20 protein-coding genes are annotated in these 20,639 nt (G+C 40.1%); all 20 read left to right on the top strand.

Translation table 11 applies throughout. The features are described 5' to 3' along the window. Nucleotides 1-7 precede the first annotated feature (7 nt). The 20 genes from L1765_RS04120 to yfmH all read left to right on the top strand — a co-directional run bounded on the left by L1765_RS04120 (nucleotide 8) and on the right by yfmH (nucleotide 20,618). Nucleotides 8-184 (top strand): aspartyl-phosphate phosphatase Spo0E family protein, encoded by a 177-nt coding sequence (locus tag L1765_RS04120; protein ID WP_236405367.1) that lies wholly within the window; start codon nucleotides 8-10, stop codon nucleotides 182-184. A gap of 123 nt (nucleotides 185-307) precedes the next feature. Continuing rightward, the gene (locus tag L1765_RS04115; RefSeq protein WP_236405365.1) at nucleotides 308-562 is read left to right on the top strand and encodes a YlmC/YmxH family sporulation protein; all 255 of its coding nucleotides are present in this window, start codon (nucleotides 308-310) and stop codon (nucleotides 560-562) included. A gap of 126 nt (nucleotides 563-688) precedes the next feature. After that, entirely contained in the window at nucleotides 689-1,588 is a 900-nt protein-coding gene (dpsA, locus tag L1765_RS04110) for a dipicolinate synthase subunit DpsA (RefSeq protein WP_236405363.1), read from the top strand. Further along, nucleotides 1,585-2,184: a dipicolinate synthase subunit B gene (locus L1765_RS04105; protein WP_236405361.1), complete on the top strand. Its 600-nt coding sequence runs from the start codon at nucleotides 1,585-1,587 to the stop codon at nucleotides 2,182-2,184. Before dpsA ends, L1765_RS04105 begins: the two co-directional genes overlap by 4 nt. A gap of 35 nt (nucleotides 2,185-2,219) precedes the next feature. Continuing rightward, the gene (locus L1765_RS04100) at nucleotides 2,220-3,251 is read left to right on the top strand and encodes an aspartate-semialdehyde dehydrogenase (RefSeq protein ID WP_407942195.1); all 1,032 of its coding nucleotides are present in this window, start codon (nucleotides 2,220-2,222) and stop codon (nucleotides 3,249-3,251) included. A 17-nt stretch (nucleotides 3,252-3,268) separates the two neighbouring features. Further along, entirely contained in the window at nucleotides 3,269-4,495 is a 1,227-nt protein-coding gene (dapG, locus tag L1765_RS04095) for an aspartate kinase (protein ID WP_236405357.1), read from the top strand. A gap of 12 nt (nucleotides 4,496-4,507) precedes the next feature. Continuing rightward, complete coding sequence (gene dapA, locus L1765_RS04090; protein ID WP_236405356.1) at nucleotides 4,508-5,389, top strand: 4-hydroxy-tetrahydrodipicolinate synthase; 882 nt, start codon at nucleotides 4,508-4,510, stop codon at nucleotides 5,387-5,389. Nucleotides 5,390-5,605: 216 nt separating this feature from the next. Beyond that, nucleotides 5,606-6,265, top strand: a complete 660-nt coding sequence (locus L1765_RS04085) for a YigZ family protein (protein ID WP_236405353.1) — start codon at nucleotides 5,606-5,608, stop codon at nucleotides 6,263-6,265. A gap of 102 nt (nucleotides 6,266-6,367) precedes the next feature. Continuing rightward, complete coding sequence (locus L1765_RS04080) at nucleotides 6,368-8,041, top strand: ribonuclease J (protein WP_236405351.1); 1,674 nt, start codon at nucleotides 6,368-6,370, stop codon at nucleotides 8,039-8,041. A gap of 196 nt (nucleotides 8,042-8,237) precedes the next feature. Then, nucleotides 8,238-8,993, top strand: a complete 756-nt coding sequence (locus L1765_RS04075; protein WP_236405400.1) for a ClpP family protease — start codon at nucleotides 8,238-8,240, stop codon at nucleotides 8,991-8,993. Further along, nucleotides 8,990-9,211 (top strand): YlzJ-like family protein, encoded by a 222-nt coding sequence (locus tag L1765_RS04070; protein ID WP_236405348.1) that lies wholly within the window; start codon nucleotides 8,990-8,992, stop codon nucleotides 9,209-9,211. The genes L1765_RS04075 and L1765_RS04070 overlap by 4 nt, the downstream gene beginning before the upstream one ends. A gap of 131 nt (nucleotides 9,212-9,342) precedes the next feature. Further along, nucleotides 9,343-11,661: an FtsK/SpoIIIE family DNA translocase gene (locus L1765_RS04065; RefSeq protein WP_236405346.1), complete on the top strand. Its 2,319-nt coding sequence runs from the start codon at nucleotides 9,343-9,345 to the stop codon at nucleotides 11,659-11,661. A gap of 284 nt (nucleotides 11,662-11,945) precedes the next feature. Further along, a complete protein-coding gene (locus L1765_RS04060) occupies nucleotides 11,946-12,668 on the top strand; it encodes a GntR family transcriptional regulator (protein ID WP_236405344.1) in 723 nt (240 codons plus the stop codon). An 85-nt stretch (nucleotides 12,669-12,753) separates the two neighbouring features. Continuing rightward, entirely contained in the window at nucleotides 12,754-13,803 is a 1,050-nt protein-coding gene (locus tag L1765_RS04055) for a BMP family lipoprotein (protein WP_236405342.1), read from the top strand. Between the two features lie 259 nt (nucleotides 13,804-14,062). Further along, nucleotides 14,063-15,604: an ABC transporter ATP-binding protein gene (locus L1765_RS04050; protein ID WP_268928706.1), complete on the top strand. Its 1,542-nt coding sequence runs from the start codon at nucleotides 14,063-14,065 to the stop codon at nucleotides 15,602-15,604. Further along, nucleotides 15,597-16,673, top strand: a complete 1,077-nt coding sequence (locus L1765_RS04045) for an ABC transporter permease (protein ID WP_236405340.1) — start codon at nucleotides 15,597-15,599, stop codon at nucleotides 16,671-16,673. The genes L1765_RS04050 and L1765_RS04045 overlap by 8 nt, the downstream gene beginning before the upstream one ends. Further along, complete coding sequence (locus tag L1765_RS04040; RefSeq protein ID WP_236405338.1) at nucleotides 16,670-17,635, top strand: ABC transporter permease; 966 nt, start codon at nucleotides 16,670-16,672, stop codon at nucleotides 17,633-17,635. The genes L1765_RS04045 and L1765_RS04040 overlap by 4 nt, the downstream gene beginning before the upstream one ends. Before the next feature lie 168 nt (nucleotides 17,636-17,803). Next, the gene (locus tag L1765_RS04035) at nucleotides 17,804-17,962 is read left to right on the top strand and encodes a hypothetical protein (RefSeq protein WP_236405336.1); all 159 of its coding nucleotides are present in this window, start codon (nucleotides 17,804-17,806) and stop codon (nucleotides 17,960-17,962) included. 86 nt (nucleotides 17,963-18,048) lie between these two features. After that, nucleotides 18,049-19,326: an EF-P 5-aminopentanol modification-associated protein YfmF gene (yfmF, locus tag L1765_RS04030; RefSeq protein ID WP_236405334.1), complete on the top strand. Its 1,278-nt coding sequence runs from the start codon at nucleotides 18,049-18,051 to the stop codon at nucleotides 19,324-19,326. A gap of 2 nt (nucleotides 19,327-19,328) precedes the next feature. Further along, nucleotides 19,329-20,618 carry an EF-P 5-aminopentanol modification-associated protein YfmH gene (gene yfmH / locus L1765_RS04025; protein WP_236405332.1) on the top strand — a complete coding sequence of 430 codons (1,290 nt, stop codon included), beginning with the start codon at nucleotides 19,329-19,331 and terminating at the stop codon, nucleotides 20,616-20,618. Nucleotides 20,619-20,639: the final 21 nt, after the last annotated feature.

Raw genomic sequence — 20,639 nt, 5'->3', positions numbered from 1 at the left:
ACAGGGTATGGAGAAAAAATTAAAGATGGAAGAAATTACTCATCTTTTGGAAAAGGTAGAAAAACTGCGATCAAGGCTTTATCAGGCGGTAGGAGATGATCTGTCCAAGTTAACAGACGATCAAATCATACCGATCAGTAAAGAATTGGACGAGTTAATTCTCTTATACTACAAGAACAGATAGGACTTGTTGTTAGAATTATCCGTTAAAGACATGCTCGTCTTGTGCAAGCCCCCCTTGATAATAGGGGGCATTTTTTTTTGCCATAATGCATAAAAGGTACAAAAAGAAAAGGGGGAAATGGTTTTGAGATTTAGTGAATTTAGTGGAAAGGAAATTATTAACTTAGATAATGGTGAGCGAATTGGGGTGATCGGACAAACCGATCTGATGGTTGACCCCGGAACAGGAAAAGTGGAAGCCATTATCTTACCGGGAGTTTCCTTATTCGGGCTGGGAAAGAAAAAAGAGGATATTATCATACCATGGCAAGCCATTCGAAAAATCGGACCGGAAATGATCATTGTAGAATTAAGTGCCAGAGGTTTTGCTGCCGAATGATTCACCATTTGTGGGCGCGAGAATAGGATGAAGGTAGATGCAACGAATTCTGGGTTACCCAATATGAAGATTTACAGTTGCAATTTTATTCATTTAAAGTAAAATGTTCTGAAAGGGGAACTATGGATGTTAACTGGAATTCATGTCGCCTTCATCGGTGGGGATGCTCGCCAATTGGAAGTGATAAAAAAGTGCAGTGAACTTGATGCAACCATTACCTTAATCGGATTTGACAACTTGGAAAGTAATTTTGTCGGGGCAACCAAGAAAACGCTGGTACCCGAATCACTACAAGAGGTTGATGCTGTCATTCTGCCTATTGTGGGAACCGATGAAAAAGGTCATGTGGAAAGTATTTTCTGCTCCAACACATTAAAGTTGACAGAAGAACATTTATCATCTCTGCCAAAACATTGTATACTCTATACAGGGATGGCTTCAAATTATTTAGCGGATCTTTGCACAAAAAAACAGCTTCCAGTGATTAAACTTCTTGATCGGGATGATGTAGCCATCTATAATTCCATTCCTACTACAGAAGGCGCTATCATGATGGCGATTCAAAATACCGAGATCACCATACATGGTTGCCGATTGGCAGTTCTCGGATTTGGAAGAACTGGGATGACTTTGTCGAGAATATTGCAAGCGATGGGGGCCCATGTAAAAGTAGGTACGAGGAAACCAGAGCATGTTGCCAGAGCATTTGAAATGGGATTTTTACCCTTTCATATTAATAATCTGGCTGATGAGGTCAAGGATTTAGACCTTTTGTTTAATACCGTTCCATCCAGAATTGTAACTGCACAAGTCATCGCCAATCTTCCTCATCATTCACTGATCATTGATCTTGCATCAAGCCCCGGCGGAACAGACTTCCGTTATGCTGAAAAAAGAGGGATTAAAGCAATACTTGCTCCCGGGTTACCTGGAATCGTTGCTCCAAAAACAGCAGGTAGAATTATTGCCAACACGATCACTCGATTGTTAGTGGAACAACTAGGCATCCGGGAGGAATCAAAGTGAATCTAAAAGGAAAGACAATTGGTTTTGGTTTAACAGGTTCCCATTGCACATTTTCAGAAGTTATTCCGGAAATCGAAAAACTGGTGAATGAAGGAGCAAAGATTATTCCCATCGTCTCGCATACCGTGATGACGACTGATACAAGATTTGGAAAATCTGAAGATTGGCAAGGAAAGTTAAAGGAAATCTCTGGGCATGAAATCATATCCAGCATCGTTGACGCTGAACCGTTAGGGCCTTCTAAAGGATTGGATATCATGGTCATTGCTCCATGCACAGGGAATACAACGAGTAAATTGGCAAACGCCATTACAGACAGTCCTGTGCTAATGGCAGCAAAAGCTCAAATGCGTAATTTGCGTCCGATTGTTTTAGCTATCTCTACCAATGACGGATTGGGCTTAAATGCAGCAAATATTGCAAAATTATTGGCAGCAAAACACATTTATTTTGTACCCTTTGGCCAAGATGCCCCGAATAAAAAACCAAATTCTCTGGTTTCCAGAATGGAATTAATCAAAGAAACCTGTGAAAAAGCATTGGAAGGAAAGCAGCTTCAACCTGTTATCGTGGAAAAATTTAAATATATGAATTAGATGAAAATCAAGCTTCTGGGGAGGAGAGTAAATTGATGAAAAAATCCACTTTTCATGTTGCTGTTGTCGGAGCAACGGGTGCCGTAGGACAACAAATCTTACATTTACTAGCAGAAAGGAACTTCCCCCTTGCTTCACTGAAGTGCCTGGCTTCCAGCCGTTCTGCCGGAAAAACGGTGATGTTTAAAGGAGAACCGATTACCGTAGAGGAAGCAACGCCAGAAAGTTTTGAGGGAGTGGATATTGCCCTTTTCAGTGCCGGTGGTTCTGTAAGCAAAATATTGGCTCCTGAAGCCGTTAAACGGGGCGCTGTGGTAATTGATAATACCAATGCCTTTCGTATGAATCCGGATGTTCCTCTGGTTGTACCTGAAATTAATATGGACATCATTGGCGATAAACCTGGAATTATTGCCAACCCCAATTGTTCAACCATTCAAATGGTTGTAGCTTTAAAGCCTTTGTATGATAAATACGGAATATCCAGAATTATCGTTTCCACATATCAGGCGGTCTCCGGTGCAGGAAGTCAGGCGATTGAAGAACTGCTTGACCAAAGCAGGGCTGTGTTGGAAGGCAGGGAACCGGAATGCAACATATTGCCAGTGGGTAAGCTTGACAAGCATTATCAAATTGCTTTTAACGCTATTCCACAAATTGACGTTTTTCAGGATAATGGTTTCACTTTGGAAGAAATGAAAATGGTGAATGAAACAAAGAAAATTATGGGAGACCCAAATATTGCTGTAACCTCCACATGCGTTCGGATCCCCGTAATATACGGACATTCAGAATCTGTCTATGTTGAATTAAAGGAAGAATTTGAATTAGATGAAGTATATCGCCTTTTAAATGATGCTCCCGGTGTAACGGTCATTGATTCTCCAGAAGAACAAAAATATCCGTTAGCAACAGATGCGGCCGGTAAGCTGGATGTATTTGTGGGAAGAATTCGCCGTGATTTAAATCATTCACGGGGTCTCAACATGTGGATTGTCTCTGACAACTTGTTAAAGGGAGCTGCATGGAATGCTGTGCAAATTGCTGAACATTTTGTTCAGCGCTAGGGAGAGATGCTCGTTCTATGAAAGTGATCGTGCAGAAATTTGGTGGAACCTCTCTTTCTGATGAAAATAAAAGAGGAATGGCCATCAGGCATATCCAGAAATCTCTGGATCAAGGGTATCATGTGGTCGTGGTTGTTTCTGCGATGGGAAGGAAAGGAGACCCATATGCGACAGACACTTTGCTTTCCCTAATAGAAGGACACGAGAATCTTATGACAAAAAGAGAATTAGACCAATTCTTATGCTGTGGCGAGATCATTTCGGCGGCAACTTTTACCCATCAATTAAAACGCTGCGGAGTTCCATCCCTCTTTTTAACCGGAGGCCAGGCTGGAATTATCACCAATAATGAATTTTCAAGTGCACAAATTCTTACTATTCATCCTGAAAGGATTTTATCTGAATTAATAAAAGGAAACGTAGTCGTTGTCACTGGTTTTCAGGGCATTACAAAAAATGGAGAACCCACCACTTTAGGAAGGGGAGGCAGTGACACTACCGCTACTGCCCTTGGTGTTGCCTTAAAGGCCGAGTATGTGGACATCTTTACAGATGTAGAAGGAATTATGACAGCAGATCCACGCATTGTAGAAGATGCAGCGTATATATCTTCGGTCACTTACACGGAAATTTGCAATATGGCTCATCAAGGGGCAAAGGTAATTCACCCACGTGCGGTGGAAATTGCCATGCAGGGTCATGTTCCCATTCGAGTCAGATCCACCTTTTCTGATCATGAGGGTACCCTTGTCGGGGATGACCATCAAATAAAAAGAGAGAAAGAAACCTTTATCGATCGCCCGATAACTGGAATTGCTCATGTTTCCAATATTACGCAAATTAAGGTCTTTAATCATGGAGGCCCTTACGATATTCAACTAAAGGTATTTAAATCAATGGCTGAAAATAATATCAGCGTTGATTTTATCAATGTAAGCCCTGTAAGTGTAGTCTATACAGTCCATGATGAAATGGCTCATAAGGCGGAAGGTATACTGCGTCAATTAGGGTTTGAACCCCATCTTCTTCCCAACTGTGCTAAGGTTTCTGCCATCGGGGCAGGCATGGCAGGAGTCCCAGGGGTAATGGCAAAAATTACAGAAGCATTAACAGCTGAAGATATCCAAATCTTGCAATCTGCAGACTCCCATACTACAATTTGGGTGCTAGTACATGGAAAGGATATGGCAAAAGCGGTCAATGCTTTACACCGGAAATTTGATTTGAATCGCAAGGAAAATTAAGGAGGTTTACATGTGGTTGATTTCGGACGTCTGATAACGGCGATGGTTACCCCATTTAATGAAAAAGGGGAGGTGGATTTAAACAAAACCACTGACCTCGTCAACTATCTTTTCGAAAACGGGACAGAGAGTATTGTGGTTGCAGGGACAACAGGAGAATCACCAACTTTGACAAAGGAAGAGAAAGTTTCGCTGTTCTCACATGTAGTAAAGATCGCCCAAGGAAGAGGAAAGATTATTGCCGGCACTGGCGGCAATAATACCGCTCAATCCATTGAATTGACCAAGCTGGCAGAACAAGTTGGTGTTGACGGAATCATGTTAGTTGTTCCTTATTACAATAAGCCCAGTCAGGAAGGGTTATACCAGCATTTTAAAACCATTGCAGAAAATACATCCCTGCCGATTATGCTTTATAATATCCCAGGCCGTTCTGGAGTGAATATGAACACTTATACTGTGAAGAGACTGGCTGCTGTTGATAATATTGTTGCCATAAAAGAAGCAAGTGGCGATCTTACTCAAATGAGCGATATCATTAGGGAAACTCCTGAAGATTTTCGCTTATATAGCGGTGATGATAAATTAACCATTCCTTGTATGTCTGTCGGCGGCTATGGGATTGTAAGTGTAGCTAGTCATCTTGTTGGTTTAAGGATGAAAGAAATGATTGAAGCGTTTGTTGACGGAAAAACGACAAGGGCGGCAGAACTGCATCGGGAATTACTTCCATTTTTTGAAGGAATGTTTATCACATCTAATCCTGTACCATTAAAGGCGGCCTTAGAAATGAGTGGAATCTCTGTAGGTGGTGTCCGGTTGCCCCTTGTGTCACTTACAGAATCGGAATCGCAATTTATTGAAAATCTTCTCGCCCGTACAGTTAAGAGGTAAGTAGTGGAAATAAACATGCATAATCCGAAAGATCTCAAAATGATATGAAAATGTATTTTCATATCAAAGATTTACACATCCGCATGTTGAGTCCGTACTCTTTAGTGCCTTCTATTGAGTAGAATAAAATTGTTTGGGGGATTTGTTTGATCCCTTTTTTCTTTGATTTCTGTTTTCCTCATATTGCCGCTTGATAAGAAGAGGTGGAAAATTTCCATGTTAGAACGTTATGTGACTGTTTCTGGATATGGCGAAGCCGAAATCACAATTAATCGCTCCAGATTTATCTCTTATGTTCAACGGGCAGAAACGGAAGAAGAAGCGTTATCCTTTATTCAGCAAATCAAAAAGAAACACTGGGATGCCACCCATAATTGTTCCGCCTATATCGTCGGTGAGATGGATCAGTTCCAAAGGGCTGATGATGATGGAGAACCCAGTGGAACAGCAGGCAAACCCATGCTGGAGGTTTTAAAGAAAACAGGAGTAAAGGACACCGTCGTTGTGGTAACCCGATATTTTGGAGGGATAAAATTAGGTGCTGGCGGGCTAGTTCGGGCCTATGGAAAAGGTGTAACCCTAGGTCTTCGTGCGGCTAAACTGATTGAACGTGTATTACATGAAGAAGTGAATATTGAATTTGATTATCATTTTTTGGGAAAATTGGAAAATGAGCTTAGGAACAATGGATTTTTGATTATCAATACCCAATTTACAGATAAAGTAACGATCACTTTACTTGCGTTAAAAAACCAATGGGAAAGGTTGCATGAATTGGTGAACCAAATCACAAGTGGACAAGCTTCCATGTCAAAAGGATCTAAAGCTTATGTTGATATCTCATTACATGAAACATCTAGTGAATGGGGAGAATAGACTCAAGAAAACTTGCATCTCAATATGTGATTTACTATAATTGTAAGCAAGTGATTGGTGCGGTTCATTAAGTAACTACAACTGAATATAGGAGGTATCATATTGTCAAAAGGCAATCAAAAATTAACCATTTTCGCCTTGGGCGGCGTTGGCGAAATTGGTAAGAACATGTATTGTATTCAGTATGGTGACGATATTGTTGTTATTGATGCCGGTTTAAAATTTCCTGAAGAAGAGATGTTGGGTATCGATATCGTCATCCCTGATATCACTTATTTGGAGGAAAATCGTGAAAAGATTCGAGGAATACTCCTTACCCATGGTCATGAAGATCATATCGGTGGTCTGACCTATGTGTTGCGCCATATCAATGTTCCTGTATACGGTACAAAGTTAACCCTTGGTTTGGTTGAAAATAAATTGAAGGAAGCAGGAATTTTAAATGAGACCAAGCGTATACTAATCAACAACAAATCAGTGGTTAAATTGGGATGCTTTACTGCCACGTTCTTTAAAACCAATCATAGTATACCTGATTCCGTAGGGGTTTGTTTAGATACTCCTGAGGGCATTGTTGTTCATACCGGTGACTTTAAATTTGATCAAACACCAGTGAATAATGAAATGGCAGACTTAGCCAGAATGGCTGAGATTGGCGAAAAGGGTGTATTATGTCTCTTATCCGATAGCACCAATGCAGAAAGACCAGGGTGGACCGGATCAGAACGATCGGTAGGGGAAGCCATTCAAGATGTTTTCCGTAAAGCAAAGCAGAGAATTATTGTGGCTACCTTTGCCTCAAATATTCACCGTATTCAGCAGGTTTTTGAAGCAGCCAAAATATATGATCGTAAAGTGACAGTTGTTGGCCGAAGTATGGTTAACGTAGTAAACATCAGTATGGAGTTGGGATATTTAGATGTTCCCGAAGGAATGTTAATTGAAAATGAAGAAGTAAATAAACTTCCTGCCGATAAAGTGGTCATACTTTCAACAGGAAGTCAAGGTGAGCCTATGTCTGCATTAACCAGAATGGCAAGGGCTACCCATAAGAAAGTGGACATTTTACCCGGTGATACGGTGATCATCGCCGCGACACCTATCCCGGGAAATGAAAAATATGTCGGAAGAACTGTCGATCAGCTCTTTCGCATCGGTGCAGAAGTGATCTATGGTCCTGGCTCAATCTCAGGAGTCCATGTATCGGGACACGGAAGCCAAGAAGAGTTGAAGCTCATGCTAAACCTAATGAAACCGAAATTCTTTATTCCTATTCATGGTGAGTTCCGTATGTTAAGGCATCATGCACATCTTGCTGAATCCGTGGGTGTTAAACCGGAAAACATATTTTTAGTCGATAACGGGGATACCGTGGAAATTAGCAAGGATAAAGCCCGCTATGGTTCAAAGGTCCATGCGGGAAATGTGCTGATTGATGGATTAGGAGTAGGAGATGTAGGAAATATCGTTTTAAGAGACCGCAAATTACTATCACAAGACGGAATTTTAGTTGTTGTAGTTACATTAAGCAAACAAACCCGCACCATTTTGTCTGGTCCTGATATCATTTCAAGAGGTTTTGTATATGTAAGAGAGTCTGAACAGCTGCTAGAGGAAGCAAACCGTATTGTTACCACAACCCTTAACCGTTGTGTCAATGAGAATGTAAGTGAATGGTCTACACTTAAAACTAGTGTAAAAGATGCCCTAGGGAGATTTTTGTATGATCAAACTCGTAGAAGACCGATGATCCTTCCGATAATTATGGAAGTATAAGAAAAGCTAAAAAAGGATGCGAAGCGCATCCTTTTTTTAATTTATGCACTTATTTCAAACTCGAAGTCTGTTCTTACCCTTAATAGATTCTTTAGTTCCATCCCCAGAACAAATCGCTTTTGTGAGTTGTTCATGTATGGTTTTTCTTCACTTATTCCATACTAGAAAGAGGTAAGGAGGAGTAATAGTGAACGAAATCATTCAACCAAACTTAAATCAGCCGGAACCCAACCAACCTCATACAACGGAGAATCCGCCGACTGACCAAGACGAAAAGAAAAAGGGGATATTAGAAACCATACAAACACTTGGTCAAACCAATGTACCCAATCTGGAGTCAAATATCTATTGCTTAACCATTATTGGTCAAATTGAGGGTCATATCCAACTGCCACCCCAAAACAAAACAACAAAATATGAACATGTTATCCCTCAGCTGGTTGCTGCAGAACAAAATCCAAAAATAGAAGGGATAATTGTCGTATTAAATACAGTTGGAGGCGATGTAGAGGCTGGTTTAGCCATTGCTGAAATGATTGCATCGATGTCTAAACCAACGGTAACCCTAGTATTAGGAGGCGGACACAGTATAGGAGTTCCTATAGCCGTAGCCTCAGACAAATCATTTATAGCTGAGACAGCAACCATGACGATTCATCCGATACGCCTAACCGGATTGGTAATTGGTGTTCCTCAAACCTTTGAGTATCTGGACAAAATGCAGGATCGCGTGATTCGATTTGTTACCAATCATTCAAGAATTACAGAGGAGAAATTTAAAGATCTCATGTTTAAAACTGGGGAACTTACCCGCGATATTGGGACAAACGTGATTGGTTCTGATGCTGTAAGGTATGGCCTGATAGATAAAGTGGGTGGATTAGGGGATGCACTAAGAGAACTTAATGAAATGATTGAAAAAGGAAGACAGGGGAGGGATATGATTCAGTGATTATCTACTCTACGATTCCGTTGGAAACAATTTTTGAGGGTTGGGATCAGTTTCATCCGCAATATGCCGAAGTACAGATGGGAGAGATAACAATGGTAGTGGAAAAAGCAAATAATTTTGAGGCAAAAATCGTTCGTCTCATTAGCCCTAATCCTTGTGATTATTTAAATCCAAAGTGGGCCCCCGGAGAAAAAATATACTTTCGTCCAGAAACTTAGATGTATGGATCCAAGTTAGGAAGGAACTACCTTATTTGGACAACCTATGATATAATGTCAACGGATTTAGTGACAGCAGCTGATCTCATGGACGGCTGCTTTTTCAACCATTATTCAAGAGGGTGTTGTTATTGACAAAAAGAAAAAAAACAACCACTTGGAAAAAATCAATTAAATATGAAATATACGGGCTAGTGATTTTGGCATTATCATTGATTACGGTGGCCGGTGGTTTATTTGACAACTACTTGGGTGTTGGACTAATAGGGAAATGGCTGAAATATTTAATGCGTATTTTTTTCGGAAAAATGGATTTTCTTATTCCGCTTATTGCGATTGGGTTATCAATCTATATTATGATAAAAAGAAAATGGCCCGAAAAACTGAACAGGCAGTTTACAGGGATATTATTAACGATTCTGGGTTTATTAGTTTATGCTCATACAGGGTATGTTTCCTTAAAGACCGGTAATGGACAAATCCCTGACATTTCGATTTTAAAACAAACATGGCTGGATATTTTGGCAGAATGGGATGCCGGCATGCCCACTGAAATTGGTGGTGGAATGATTGGAGCCCTATCTTATACTATTTTGTTTTATTTGTTTGGAAATATCGGGGGGAGGGTGATCCTGCTTCTTTTGTTCATTGTTAGTTTTTTACTGATTACAGGACTTTCCTATGTTGATTTTATCGTGAAAATAAAGAGATTGTTCCAATCTGTAAATCATAGATTGAAAGAACGGCTAAGGGAATGGCTGTATTTATGGGCTGACGAAAGAGAGCAAAGAAGAACTGAAAAAAACAAAACCGAGATGCACACGAATAACGAACACGAAATCCTTACACTCAAAATTGATCAAAGTACAGAACCTATTATTCATGACTTTACACAACGAGCATATCAACAAACGGAGATGGACTTTTCAGATATGGACTCAACATTCCAATCAACGAATCAACATAAATTAGATAACAATAATGATGATCCTCTGAGTGAATCACAGGATTCCGGTTTAGTCATTGAAACCGACTCTTCCGTCAATTATCAACTTCCACCCTATTTGTTGCTGGAGAAACCCAAGAAGGGTATTGCCCAAAGGGAACATCGGGATATCGCCATGAATGCCAAAAAATTGGAAATGACATTAGATAGTTTTGGTGTTAAAGCAAAGGTGACACAAATTCATAGGGGACCTTCGGTTACGAGGTACGAAATATTACCAGATATTGGCGTAAAAGTAAGCCGTATTGTTAATTTAACTGATGATTTAGCATTGGCCTTAGCAGCGAAAGACATCCGGATAGAAGCACCTATTCCTGGAAAGTCTGCAATAGGTATAGAAGTCCCTAATACTGAAGTGTCCATCGTTCATTTGAGGGAAGTATTGGAAAGTTCCACTTTTCATGAATCTCCTTCCAAACTGACTATCGGTCTAGGCAGAGACATCTCAGGGGAACCGATTGTTGCCAATTTGGCAAAAATGCCCCACCTACTTGTGGCAGGTGCTACAGGAAGCGGAAAAAGCGTTTGTATTAACGGAATCATAACCAGTATTCTGTACAAGGCCAAGCCCCATGAAGTAAAATTTATGATGATTGATCCGAAGATGGTAGAATTAAATATTTATAATGGAATCCCTCATCTTTTAACTCCAGTGGTTACTGACCCTCGGAGAGCGTCAATGGCCCTAAAAAAAGTGGTTTCCGAGATGGAACGTCGCTATGAATTGTTTGCACAAAGCGGGACAAGGGACTTGGAGAGATACAATGAACTCGCATCAAAGCAAGGGACGCCGCGTTTACCTTATATCGTTGTGATTGTTGATGAATTAGCCGATTTAATGATGGTTGCTCCCACCGATGTAGAAGATGCGATTTGCCGATTGGCTCAGATGGCACGTGCAGCAGGTATACATTTAATTATTGCGACACAAAGACCATCAGTTGACGTTATCACTGGTGTCATTAAAGCAAACATACCTTCAAGAATTGCGTTTGGGGTTTCTTCACAAGCGGATTCTCGAACCATTTTAGATATGGGTGGTGCGGAAAAACTATTAGGCCGGGGAGATATGCTTTATTTGCCTGTAGGTGCATCAAAGCCCACTAGAATACAAGGCGCTTTTTTATCTGATGAAGAGGTTGAAGAGGTCGTCAATTTTGTAAAGTCACAGCAGCCAGCTAAATATCATGAACAGATGATTCCTGAAACCAAAGATGATTCGGAAGTAAATGAAGTGGATGATGAATTGTATGAACAAGCTGTTCAAATGGTGATTGAGGCTCAAACTGCTTCAGTATCCCTGCTGCAGCGTAGACTCAGGATTGGCTATGCACGTGCAGCCAGGCTCATAGATAGTATGGAAGCCAATGGAATTGTGGGACCCTATGAAGGAAGCAAGCCGAGGGAAGTACTGATAAAAAAAGGAGATACTCAAATTTCTTAACCACCACTTATAAATAGATCCGGAACTAGACGCTCATGATCCTTCGGGTCACAAATAGAAATGTATTTTCATATCAATGATTTCCACATCTGCTTGTTGAGTTCCTCATTGAAGTGATAGAAGTCGTTTCGGGGCTAAAGAACAGAGCCCTCAAAACAACTGGTTATCTCGTTTTCAATTAAATCTTCATAAAAAAGTTCAAAAAACTTCTTTTTTAAAAAAGGATTATTTAATTTTTTGTAGAATATACTTGTCAGACATCTTACATGTAAGGAATGGATCAAATGAAATTAAAGATGAATAACCGTCCTTTGTATGCGCTTGTCATCGATAAAATTAAAAAAGATATCGAAAACGGGCGATATAAAGAAGGCGAACGTCTGCCTTCCGAGTTTCAATTATCCAAAGAACTAGGAGTAAGCCGAGCCACATTAAGGGAGGCTCTTCGGATGCTCGAAGAAGAAAAGATGGTAAAAAAGAGACATGGTATTGGAACATTTGTCAGTCATCGGCCAGTATTCGTCAGCGGAATTGAAGAACTAATCAGTGTAACCGATACCATTGCTAGAGAAAAACAGACTCCTGGAACCAAATTTTTATACTCAGGAATCATAGATCCTGGAGATGAAGAAAAGGCAAGATTAAAGCTAAATGAGGATGAGAAAATTTTACTTGTAAAAAGAATTCGAACGGCGAATCAAATCCCAGTAGTTTATTGTGTGGACCGCTTGTCATCTCGTATCCTAGCCAATGGTTTTCAAGGTGAACAGGAATCCTTATTTGAGGCCCTTGAAAAATCAGGAGTTCAAATTGCTTATGCGGTTTCAGAGATCATTCCTTTGGGGTACCACGAAAGGGTCTCTGAAATCTTAAAATGTGGTCCGGAAATCTCACTCCTTTTACTTAAACAGGTTCACTTTGATAGAGAAAATAACCCGGTCTTGTTTTCAGATAACTATTTTCGTGCCGATAAATTTAGCTTTAAGGTTGTTAGAAAACGGACATAGGGGAATTATAGTAAGGAGGTGATATTTTAAAAAATAACCATATGCTGCAGATCAATGATTAAAAACAAATGAATGGGGGATTTTAATGAAAAAGTGGTTTTCGATTCTAGCGTTTTTAAGTTTGGCTTTGGTATTGATTTTATCTGGATGCGGAGCAGCAAAGGAAGAAGGAAAGCAATCAGAGCAAAAAGGCGGTCAAGCGGGAGCGCCCAATGGGGAACAGGTTAGAATTGGTATGGTAACAGACGTTGGTGGTGTAAATGATAACTCCTTCAACCAAAGTGCTTGGGAAGGTTTACAGCGCTTACAGTCTGACCTGGGGCAGGATAAAGTAGTGGTTGATTTTGCACAAAGCACAGGTGATGCCGACTATATTCCAAACCTGAACCAATTTGTAAAAGACGGTTGGAACTTAACCTGGGGGATTGGATTTTTAATGGGAGACCATGTCAAACAAGTGGCTGACCAGAATCCGGATGCCAAATTGGCGATAATTGACGCGGTTGTTGAGGCTCCTAATGTCGCTTCTGTTACTTTTAAGGAACATGAAGGTTCCTATTTGGTGGGAGTTGTTGCCGGTTTGATGACAAAGTCTAATAAAATTGGCTTCGTTGGAGGAATGGAGATTCCTGTTATTAAACGTTTTGAAGCCGGTTTTACTGCGGGAGTAAAAGCAGCTAATCCCGATGCGGAGGTAATCATCAATTATACGGGTGCATTTGATAAACCTGACCTTGGAAAAGCTGCTGCTGCTACGATGTATGATCGCGGGGCTGATATCATTTTCCATGCTGCAGGAGCTGTGGGGGATGGTGTGTTTAATGAAGCCAAAACCCGTCAGCAAGCTGGAGATAAAGTATGGGTCATTGGAGTCGATAAAGATCAATCCATTACTTTTGGTAATGATGTTACCCTTACTTCGATGATGAAGCGTGTGGATGAAGCCGTTTATCGCGTATCAAAAGACTTGATCGATGGCAAATACCAAGGTGGTCAAATTGTATCATTAGGACTAAAGGAAAATGCCGTTGGATTGCCTGAGAATAATCCCAATATCCCTGAGGATGTGTTAATGCAAGTAGAAGAGTATAAGCAAAAAATTATAAGTGGAGAAATTGTTGTTCCATCTGAGTAATAATGTGAACTAAAAAAGGGAACTAAAAGGGGAACTAAAGAATTTACACGTAAGGCGAGTCGGGTTGAACAAAGGAAACTTGCTTCATTCTGAAGTTTGATTGAACTTGTTCAGGGTCTTACCGTCGCTTATCCCTTACTTAAGAAACGGGGTTTTAAAGGCGGTTAGTAAATTCGAAAGCTGTCTTTTGTAATTCTTTAGTTCCTTCTATATAGCCTTATTTTCCTAATGATAATGAAGAAGAAAAGGTGAATATTTAATGAAAGAGATTACCTATGTAGTAGAAATGAAAAATATTACCAAAAGATTCCCGGGGATTATCGCAAATGATCATATCTCCTTTAAAGTTAAAAAAGGAGAGATCCATGCTTTATTAGGTGAAAACGGTGCAGGAAAATCTACACTTATGAACATACTGTTTGGACTTTACCAACCTGATGAAGGGGAAATATACATAAACGAAGAAAAGGTAATCATTTCTGATCCTAATGAAGCCAACAATTTGGGCATAGGGATGGTTCATCAACATTTTATGCTTGTGGAAAAATTCACAGTCACTGAAAACATCATTTTGGGACATGAACCCAAAAAAGGCGGAACAATCGACTATCTAAAAGCTCGAGAAACCGTCATACAATTATCTCAAAAATATGGACTTGCTGTTGATCCTGATGCAAAGATTGAAGATATTTCAGTAGGAATGCAGCAGCGGGTAGAAATATTAAAGACCCTTTACCGGGGCGCTGAAATTCTGATCTTTGATGAGCCAACAGCAGTACTTACTCCACAGGAGATTGAAGAGTTGGCAGTGATCATGCGCAACTTGGTTGAAGAAGGGAAATCCATCATTTTGATCACTCACAAACTTAAAGAAATTATGGCCATTTGTGACACCGTTACCATTATTAGAAGGGGTAGGGTCATCGACAGCATTCCTGTAAAGGATACTAATCCCAATGAATTGGCCGCAAAAATGGTGGGGAGAGAAGTCGCATTTGAGGTTGATAAGAAACCCGCTTCGCCTGGAGAAGTCATATTAGATGTAAAAGATATAACTGCTTTAGATAATCGCGGTTATCAAATATTAAACGGAATCTCCTTTGAAATAAGATCTGGAGAAATTCTTGGGATTGCTGGGGTAGATGGAAATGGACAAAGTGAGTTGATTGAGGTAATTACCGGTTTAAGATCAGCCCAATCGGGTCATATCTTCCTCAATGGTAAAAACATTACGAATCAATCACCAAGAATGATTTCGGAGTCCGGGGTATCGCATATTCCGGAGGATCGGCACAAGAGAGGCCTAATTTTAGATTTTACCATGGGGGAAAATATGGTTTTGGAAACTTACTTTTATCCAGATTTCCAAACCAACAGATTGTTGGATTATCAAAAAATTAACCGTTTTGCTGAAAAATTGATTGCAGAGTTTGATGTAAGAACTCCCGATGTTCAAACCCTAGCAAGGGCTTTATCTGGAGGTAATCAACAAAAGGCAATCATCGCCAGGGAAGTTACGAAAGACCCTGATCTGTTAATTGCGGCACAGCCCACAAGAGGGCTAGATGTTGGAGCAATTGAATTTATCCACAAAAGGCTGGTAGAACAAAGGGATAAGGGAAAGGCTGTTTTATTGATTTCCCTAGAATTGGACGAAATCCTGCGGGTTTCAGATCGTATTGCCGTCATTTATGAAGGCAAAATTGTCGGTTTTGTTGATCCTAAAGAAACTTCAGAACAAGAATTAGGACTCATGATGGCAGGTGCAAAAAGCAGGGAGGAGAAGATGGCGTATGAATAAGTGGATAAAAATGTTTACCAAAGAATCTTCCCTGATTCCATTAATGGCCATACTGCTCGGGCTTCTGTTTGGGGCCTTGGTAATGTTAATGGGGGGCTACAATCCTATCAAAGCTTATTTAGCCTTATTTAATAAAGTATTTGGTGATTTATATAATTTCGGGGAAACCATTAGACAGATTACTCCCCTTATTTTTACTGGGCTTTCAGTCGCCTTTGCCTTTCGTACTGGTTTATTTAATATTGGGGCGGAAGGACAATTTATTATGGGATCCTTAGGTGCGGTATATATTGGGACTCAGTTTTCTCTGCCGTGGTATATTCATGCTCCCTTAGCCATAGTTGTCGGCGGTATAATGGGGGGATTATGGGGAGCCATTGCAGGTTACTTAAAGGCAAAAAGAGGGGTACATGAGGTGATTACCACGATCATGTTAAATTGGATTGCCCTATTCTTTACAAACTATGTCGTTGCAAACTTCTTAAGAGCTCCCGGCCAACAAAGGTCAGAAATGATTCAACCTTCGGCATCCATCACCTTAAACTGGCTTTCCCAGGTGTTTGATAACGCAAGACTTCATCTTGGTACTCTGATTGCTCTATTGGCTGCAATTGTTTTTTATATCATTCTTTGGAAAACGAAACAAGGGTATGAACTCAGAGCTGTTGGCTTTAACCCACATGCCTCAGAATATGCTGGAATGAATGTGTCCAAAAATATGATTAATGCCATGTTGATTGGCGGAATATTCTCGGGTTTGGGAGGAGCAGTTGAAGTATTGGGGGTCTTTAAATATCAATCAATTTCGGCAGGTTTTCCCGGCTATGGTTTTGATGGGATTGCCGTCGCATTAATTGGCGCAAATACACCCCTTGGGGTGGTGTTGGCTGCCATATTGTTTGGAATCCTTACTTTTGGTGCTCCTGGTATGAAGTTAGGAGCTGGAGTCCCCGTTGAGGTCATCCGGATCGTTATTGCTTCTGTTATCTTCTTTGTGGCGGCTAGCGGGATTGTAAAATCAATTTTTTCACTCTTTAAAAGGGGTAAAGAGGAGGTGCTGGAAAAATGAGTATTTTAAGTATTTTGAGCGAATTGGTGCACAATACCATCGTCTTTTCTACGGCGCTCATTTTTGCAGCATTGGGCGGAGTTTTCTCTGAAAGATCAGGGGTTGTTAACATTGCTTTGGAAGGTTTGATGATCGTAGGGGCATTTACTGGTGCAGTTATTACCTATTACGTGGATATGTCCTTAGGGGGCAGTTCATGGTCCCCATGGATCGGTTTTATTGTTGCGGCTGTAGTTGGGATATTGTTTTCTCTATTTCATGCAGCAGCATCGGTTACATTTAAGGCTGACCAAGTTGTGAGCGGTGTTGCCCTTAACTTTCTCGCGGCAGGAGCTACCGTTTATTTGGTAAAAATATTATTTAACGGAGCAGGACAAACAAAAACGCTTCAGAATGTTTTCACCAAAGTCTCAATCCCTTTTCTTTCAGACATTCCTTATCTTGGCAAAGCATTCTTCACCGCGTATCCAACCAGTTACATTGCATTTATTTTGGTAGCCGTTAGTTACTTTGTTCTTTTTAAAACACCATTTGGACTTCGGCTCCGATCTGTGGGGGAACACCCCCGTGCGGCCGATACGATGGGTATCAATGTATATAAAATGAGATATCTCGGGGTCATGATCAGCGGTGCTTTAGCCAGTATGGGCGGAGCGACCATTGCTCTAACTACAACCAGCAATTTTTCACATAACACGGTTTCAGGGCAAGGATTTATTGCTTTAGCTGCGATGATTTTTGGGAAATGGCACCCGATTGGAGCAATGGGTGCGGCCCTTTTCTTTGGAATTGCCCAAGCCCTCAATTCCTTGGTTCAGGTTCTGGGAATTACAAAATATATCCCGGTTGACTTTATCTTTATGCTTCCATATATTCTTACTATACTCGTGTTAGCCGGTGTTGTTGGAAGGGCTGTTGCTCCGGCCAGCATTGGTAAACCTTATGAGAAGGGAAGCAGATAGTCGTGTTGAAGCTGAAGCACCTGGATTATCTGGTGCTTCTCTTTTTTTATTTCCATGGCAAGCGCAAAAACGGGCATTTCTTTCCGTTTTCCTCTATTCTTCGACATGAATAATGAACAATTTTCATCACATAATAATGGAAAAAGTGTCGAGATGGGGTGATATAAGATGTGGTCGTGTCCGTTCTGCGGTAGTCACTACGGGATTCCATTTGAAGATCAGCATTTAAGGGGAATATTATGCCTTCACCCTGATTGCGGAAGGGTTGATGTCGTTGATGATAATCGTTCGGAAAAATATTCTAAGGATTTTTCATCTGATATGTAAACGAATTGATAGATATAACCCTTCACAGGTTACAAAGGAGACGAATTGGTCTATAATGGAAGTAAAAACAAAAGGAGAGATGCTCTTTGTCCATATCATTTCAAAGAACCTATTGGAATCAAACAGGTATACATATTCTAGAGACCAACAAATTTAAAACCAATACGATCGTCATTCAAATTCAGCAACCTTTACAGGAAGAATTGGTTACTAAGAATGCATTGATTCCTTTCATATTGAATCGGGGAAGCAAAAAATACCCGTCTACCAAGAAATTAAGAGAACAATTGGATGATTTATATGGTGCCACTTTAAGTGTCGATGTATCGAAGAAAGGGGAAAGGCAGCTGATCACCTTTAAAATGGAAATTACCAATGAGACCTATTTAAAGAACACTACTCCTCTTTTGGCACAGGGGATACAATTGTTGGGAGAAGTGCTGACCAATCCATTGGTGGAAAATGATCATTTTAATGAGAAGTATGTATCCTCTGAAAAATCATCCATGAAGAAAAGATTGGAATCCCTTATAGATGATAAGATTAAATATGCCAATCAAAGATGTACAGAAGAAATGAGTAAGAATGAACCTTATCGGTTGATGGCCTATGGGGAATTGGAGAAGATTCATTCCTATAGTGGAGAAGATCTGTATGCTGCTTATCTGAAACTTCTACAGAATTCACCCATAGATATTTATATTGTTGGAGATGTAAACAGCAGTGAAGTGGTCAAACTGATTCAGGAATCCTTCTATTTGCCAACAAGAGATGTGATGGACCTTCCTGATACTTTGGTTAAGACTAACGTTACCGAGATAAAAGAAGTGATTGAACGCCTAGACGTAAATCAGGGAAAGCTAAATATGGGTTGCCGAACCAATACTAGTTACAAGGATGACGATTATGTCCCTTTGATGGTATATAATGCAATTCTGGGAGGATTTCCTCATTCGAAGCTATTTACAAATGTGCGGGAGAAGGCAAGTCTGGCCTATTATGCGGTTTCCAGATTGGAAAGTCATAAAGGAATTATGATGATCATGTCAGGTATTGAAATTGATAATTATGACAAAGCGGTTGGAATCATCAAAGAACAACTTCAAATGATGGAAAACGGCAACATTACAGAAAATGAATTAAACCAGAGCAAGGCTGTCTTGGTTAACCAGCTAAAAGAAAATCTTGATAATCCTTACACATTAATCGATATGGATTATAATGGTATCATTGCGGAAAGAAAGCGTCCCTTTGAAGAAATCATTGGGGAAATCAGGAAAACAGATGTTGAGGATATCGTAAATATCGCAAAAAAAGTAAAGTTGGATACTATTTATTTTTTGCGGGACAAGAAGGGAGTTTAAGGATGAAGGAAATTACCTTTGACCAATTAAAGGAAACCTTATATTTCGAGAAATTGGATAACGGATTATCGGTATACATCCTTCCCAAAGAGGGATTTAACAAAACCTATGCTACATTTACAACAAAGTATGGTTCCATTGATAACCACTTTAGACCACCGGGTGGGGAGGAGCTTAGGGTACCGGACGGAATCGCTCATTTTTTGGAACACAAGATGTTTGAAGAAGAAGATGGGGACGTGTTTCAAAAGTTTTCCTCCAATGGTGCTTCTGCCAATGCTTTTACCAGTTTCGAAAGAACAGCTTATTTATTTTCCTGTACAGATCATCTTGAAACCAACTTAACAACTCTAATTGATTTCGTTCAACACCCCTATTTCACCGATGAAAACGTGGAAAAAGAAAAGGGGATCATCGCTCAGGAAATTCGAATGTATGAAGATAACCCGGATTGGCGTTCCTATTTTGGACTGATACAGAACATGTATCATCAGCATCCCGTCCGAATTGATATTGCTGGAACCATTGAATCAATCAGCAAAATTACTAAAGAGACCCTTTATCAGTGCTATGAAACCTTTTATCATCCCAGCAATATGCTGCTATTTGTGGTTGGATCCGTTGAACCAAAGAAGATCATGAATCTGGTAATACAGAATCAAAACCGGAAGGATTTCAAGAATAGTCTTGAAAGAATAGAACGATTTTATCCCAATGAACCTCAGTCAGTAAAATCAAAACGTTCAGAGGTAAAGCTTTCTGTCGGAATTCCAAAATGTTTATTTGGATTTAAAGAAAAAAGAAATAATCTTACTGGAGAAGCTTTATTAAAGAGAGAGCTGTCTACAAAGTTGTTGTTGGATATCTTATTGGGGCCCAGTTCAATTTTATATCAGCAACTGTATGATGAGGATATTATTAATGATACATTTGGATCAGATTATTCCTGTGAACAGCAATATGCATTTTCGGTTGTTGGAGGGGATACGAAGGATCCAGATAAGCTGTTACAAAAAGTGGAGGAATCATTAAAGAAAAGGAAAGAAGAGGGGATCTCTGAAGATGAGTTTGAAAGAGCCCGGAGAAAAAAAATCGGCGGCTTCTTAAAAGCACTAAATTCACCAGAATTTATTGCCAATCAATTTACCAGATACCGCTTCATTGATTCTGATTTATTTCATATCGTTCCAGTATTAGAGGACCTTAATTTGGAAGATGTAAATCAACGGCTTCAGGAGCATATTGATTTTGAGCAAATGGCTGTTTCGATCGTATCCTCAACTGAAAAATAATTAAAGTCCTTCCAAACATGT

It is taken from the genome of Microaerobacter geothermalis, from assembly GCF_021608135.1.
Classification (GTDB): Bacteria; Bacillota; Bacilli; order DSM-22679; family DSM-22679; genus Microaerobacter; species Microaerobacter geothermalis.
Note: the sequence above shows the minus strand (reverse complement) of the source record. Positions and strands in the feature narration are given on the sequence as shown.

Excerpts from the sequence above, each read along its gene's own strand:
- dpsA (WP_236405363.1), top strand. The coding sequence starts at position 689 with ATGTTAACTGGAATTCATGTCGCCTTCATCGGTGGGGATGCTCGCCAA.
- L1765_RS04040 (WP_236405338.1), top strand. The coding sequence starts at position 16,670 with ATGAGTATTTTAAGTATTTTGAGCGAATTGGTGCACAATACCATCGTC.
- L1765_RS04060 (WP_236405344.1), top strand. The coding sequence starts at position 11,946 with ATGAAATTAAAGATGAATAACCGTCCTTTGTATGCGCTTGTCATCGAT.
- yfmH (WP_236405332.1), top strand. The coding sequence starts at position 19,329 with ATGAAGGAAATTACCTTTGACCAATTAAAGGAAACCTTATATTTCGAG.
- L1765_RS04055 (WP_236405342.1), top strand. The coding sequence starts at position 12,754 with ATGAAAAAGTGGTTTTCGATTCTAGCGTTTTTAAGTTTGGCTTTGGTA.
- L1765_RS04045 (WP_236405340.1), top strand. The coding sequence starts at position 15,597 with ATGAATAAGTGGATAAAAATGTTTACCAAAGAATCTTCCCTGATTCCA.
- dapG (WP_236405357.1), top strand. The coding sequence starts at position 3,269 with ATGAAAGTGATCGTGCAGAAATTTGGTGGAACCTCTCTTTCTGATGAA.
- L1765_RS04120 (WP_236405367.1), top strand. The coding sequence starts at position 8 with ATGGAGAAAAAATTAAAGATGGAAGAAATTACTCATCTTTTGGAAAAG.
- L1765_RS04035 (WP_236405336.1), top strand. The coding sequence starts at position 17,804 with ATGTGGTCGTGTCCGTTCTGCGGTAGTCACTACGGGATTCCATTTGAA.
- L1765_RS04050 (WP_268928706.1), top strand. The coding sequence starts at position 14,063 with ATGAAAGAGATTACCTATGTAGTAGAAATGAAAAATATTACCAAAAGA.
- L1765_RS04085 (WP_236405353.1), top strand. The coding sequence starts at position 5,606 with ATGTTAGAACGTTATGTGACTGTTTCTGGATATGGCGAAGCCGAAATC.
- L1765_RS04100 (WP_407942195.1), top strand. The coding sequence starts at position 2,220 with ATGAAAAAATCCACTTTTCATGTTGCTGTTGTCGGAGCAACGGGTGCC.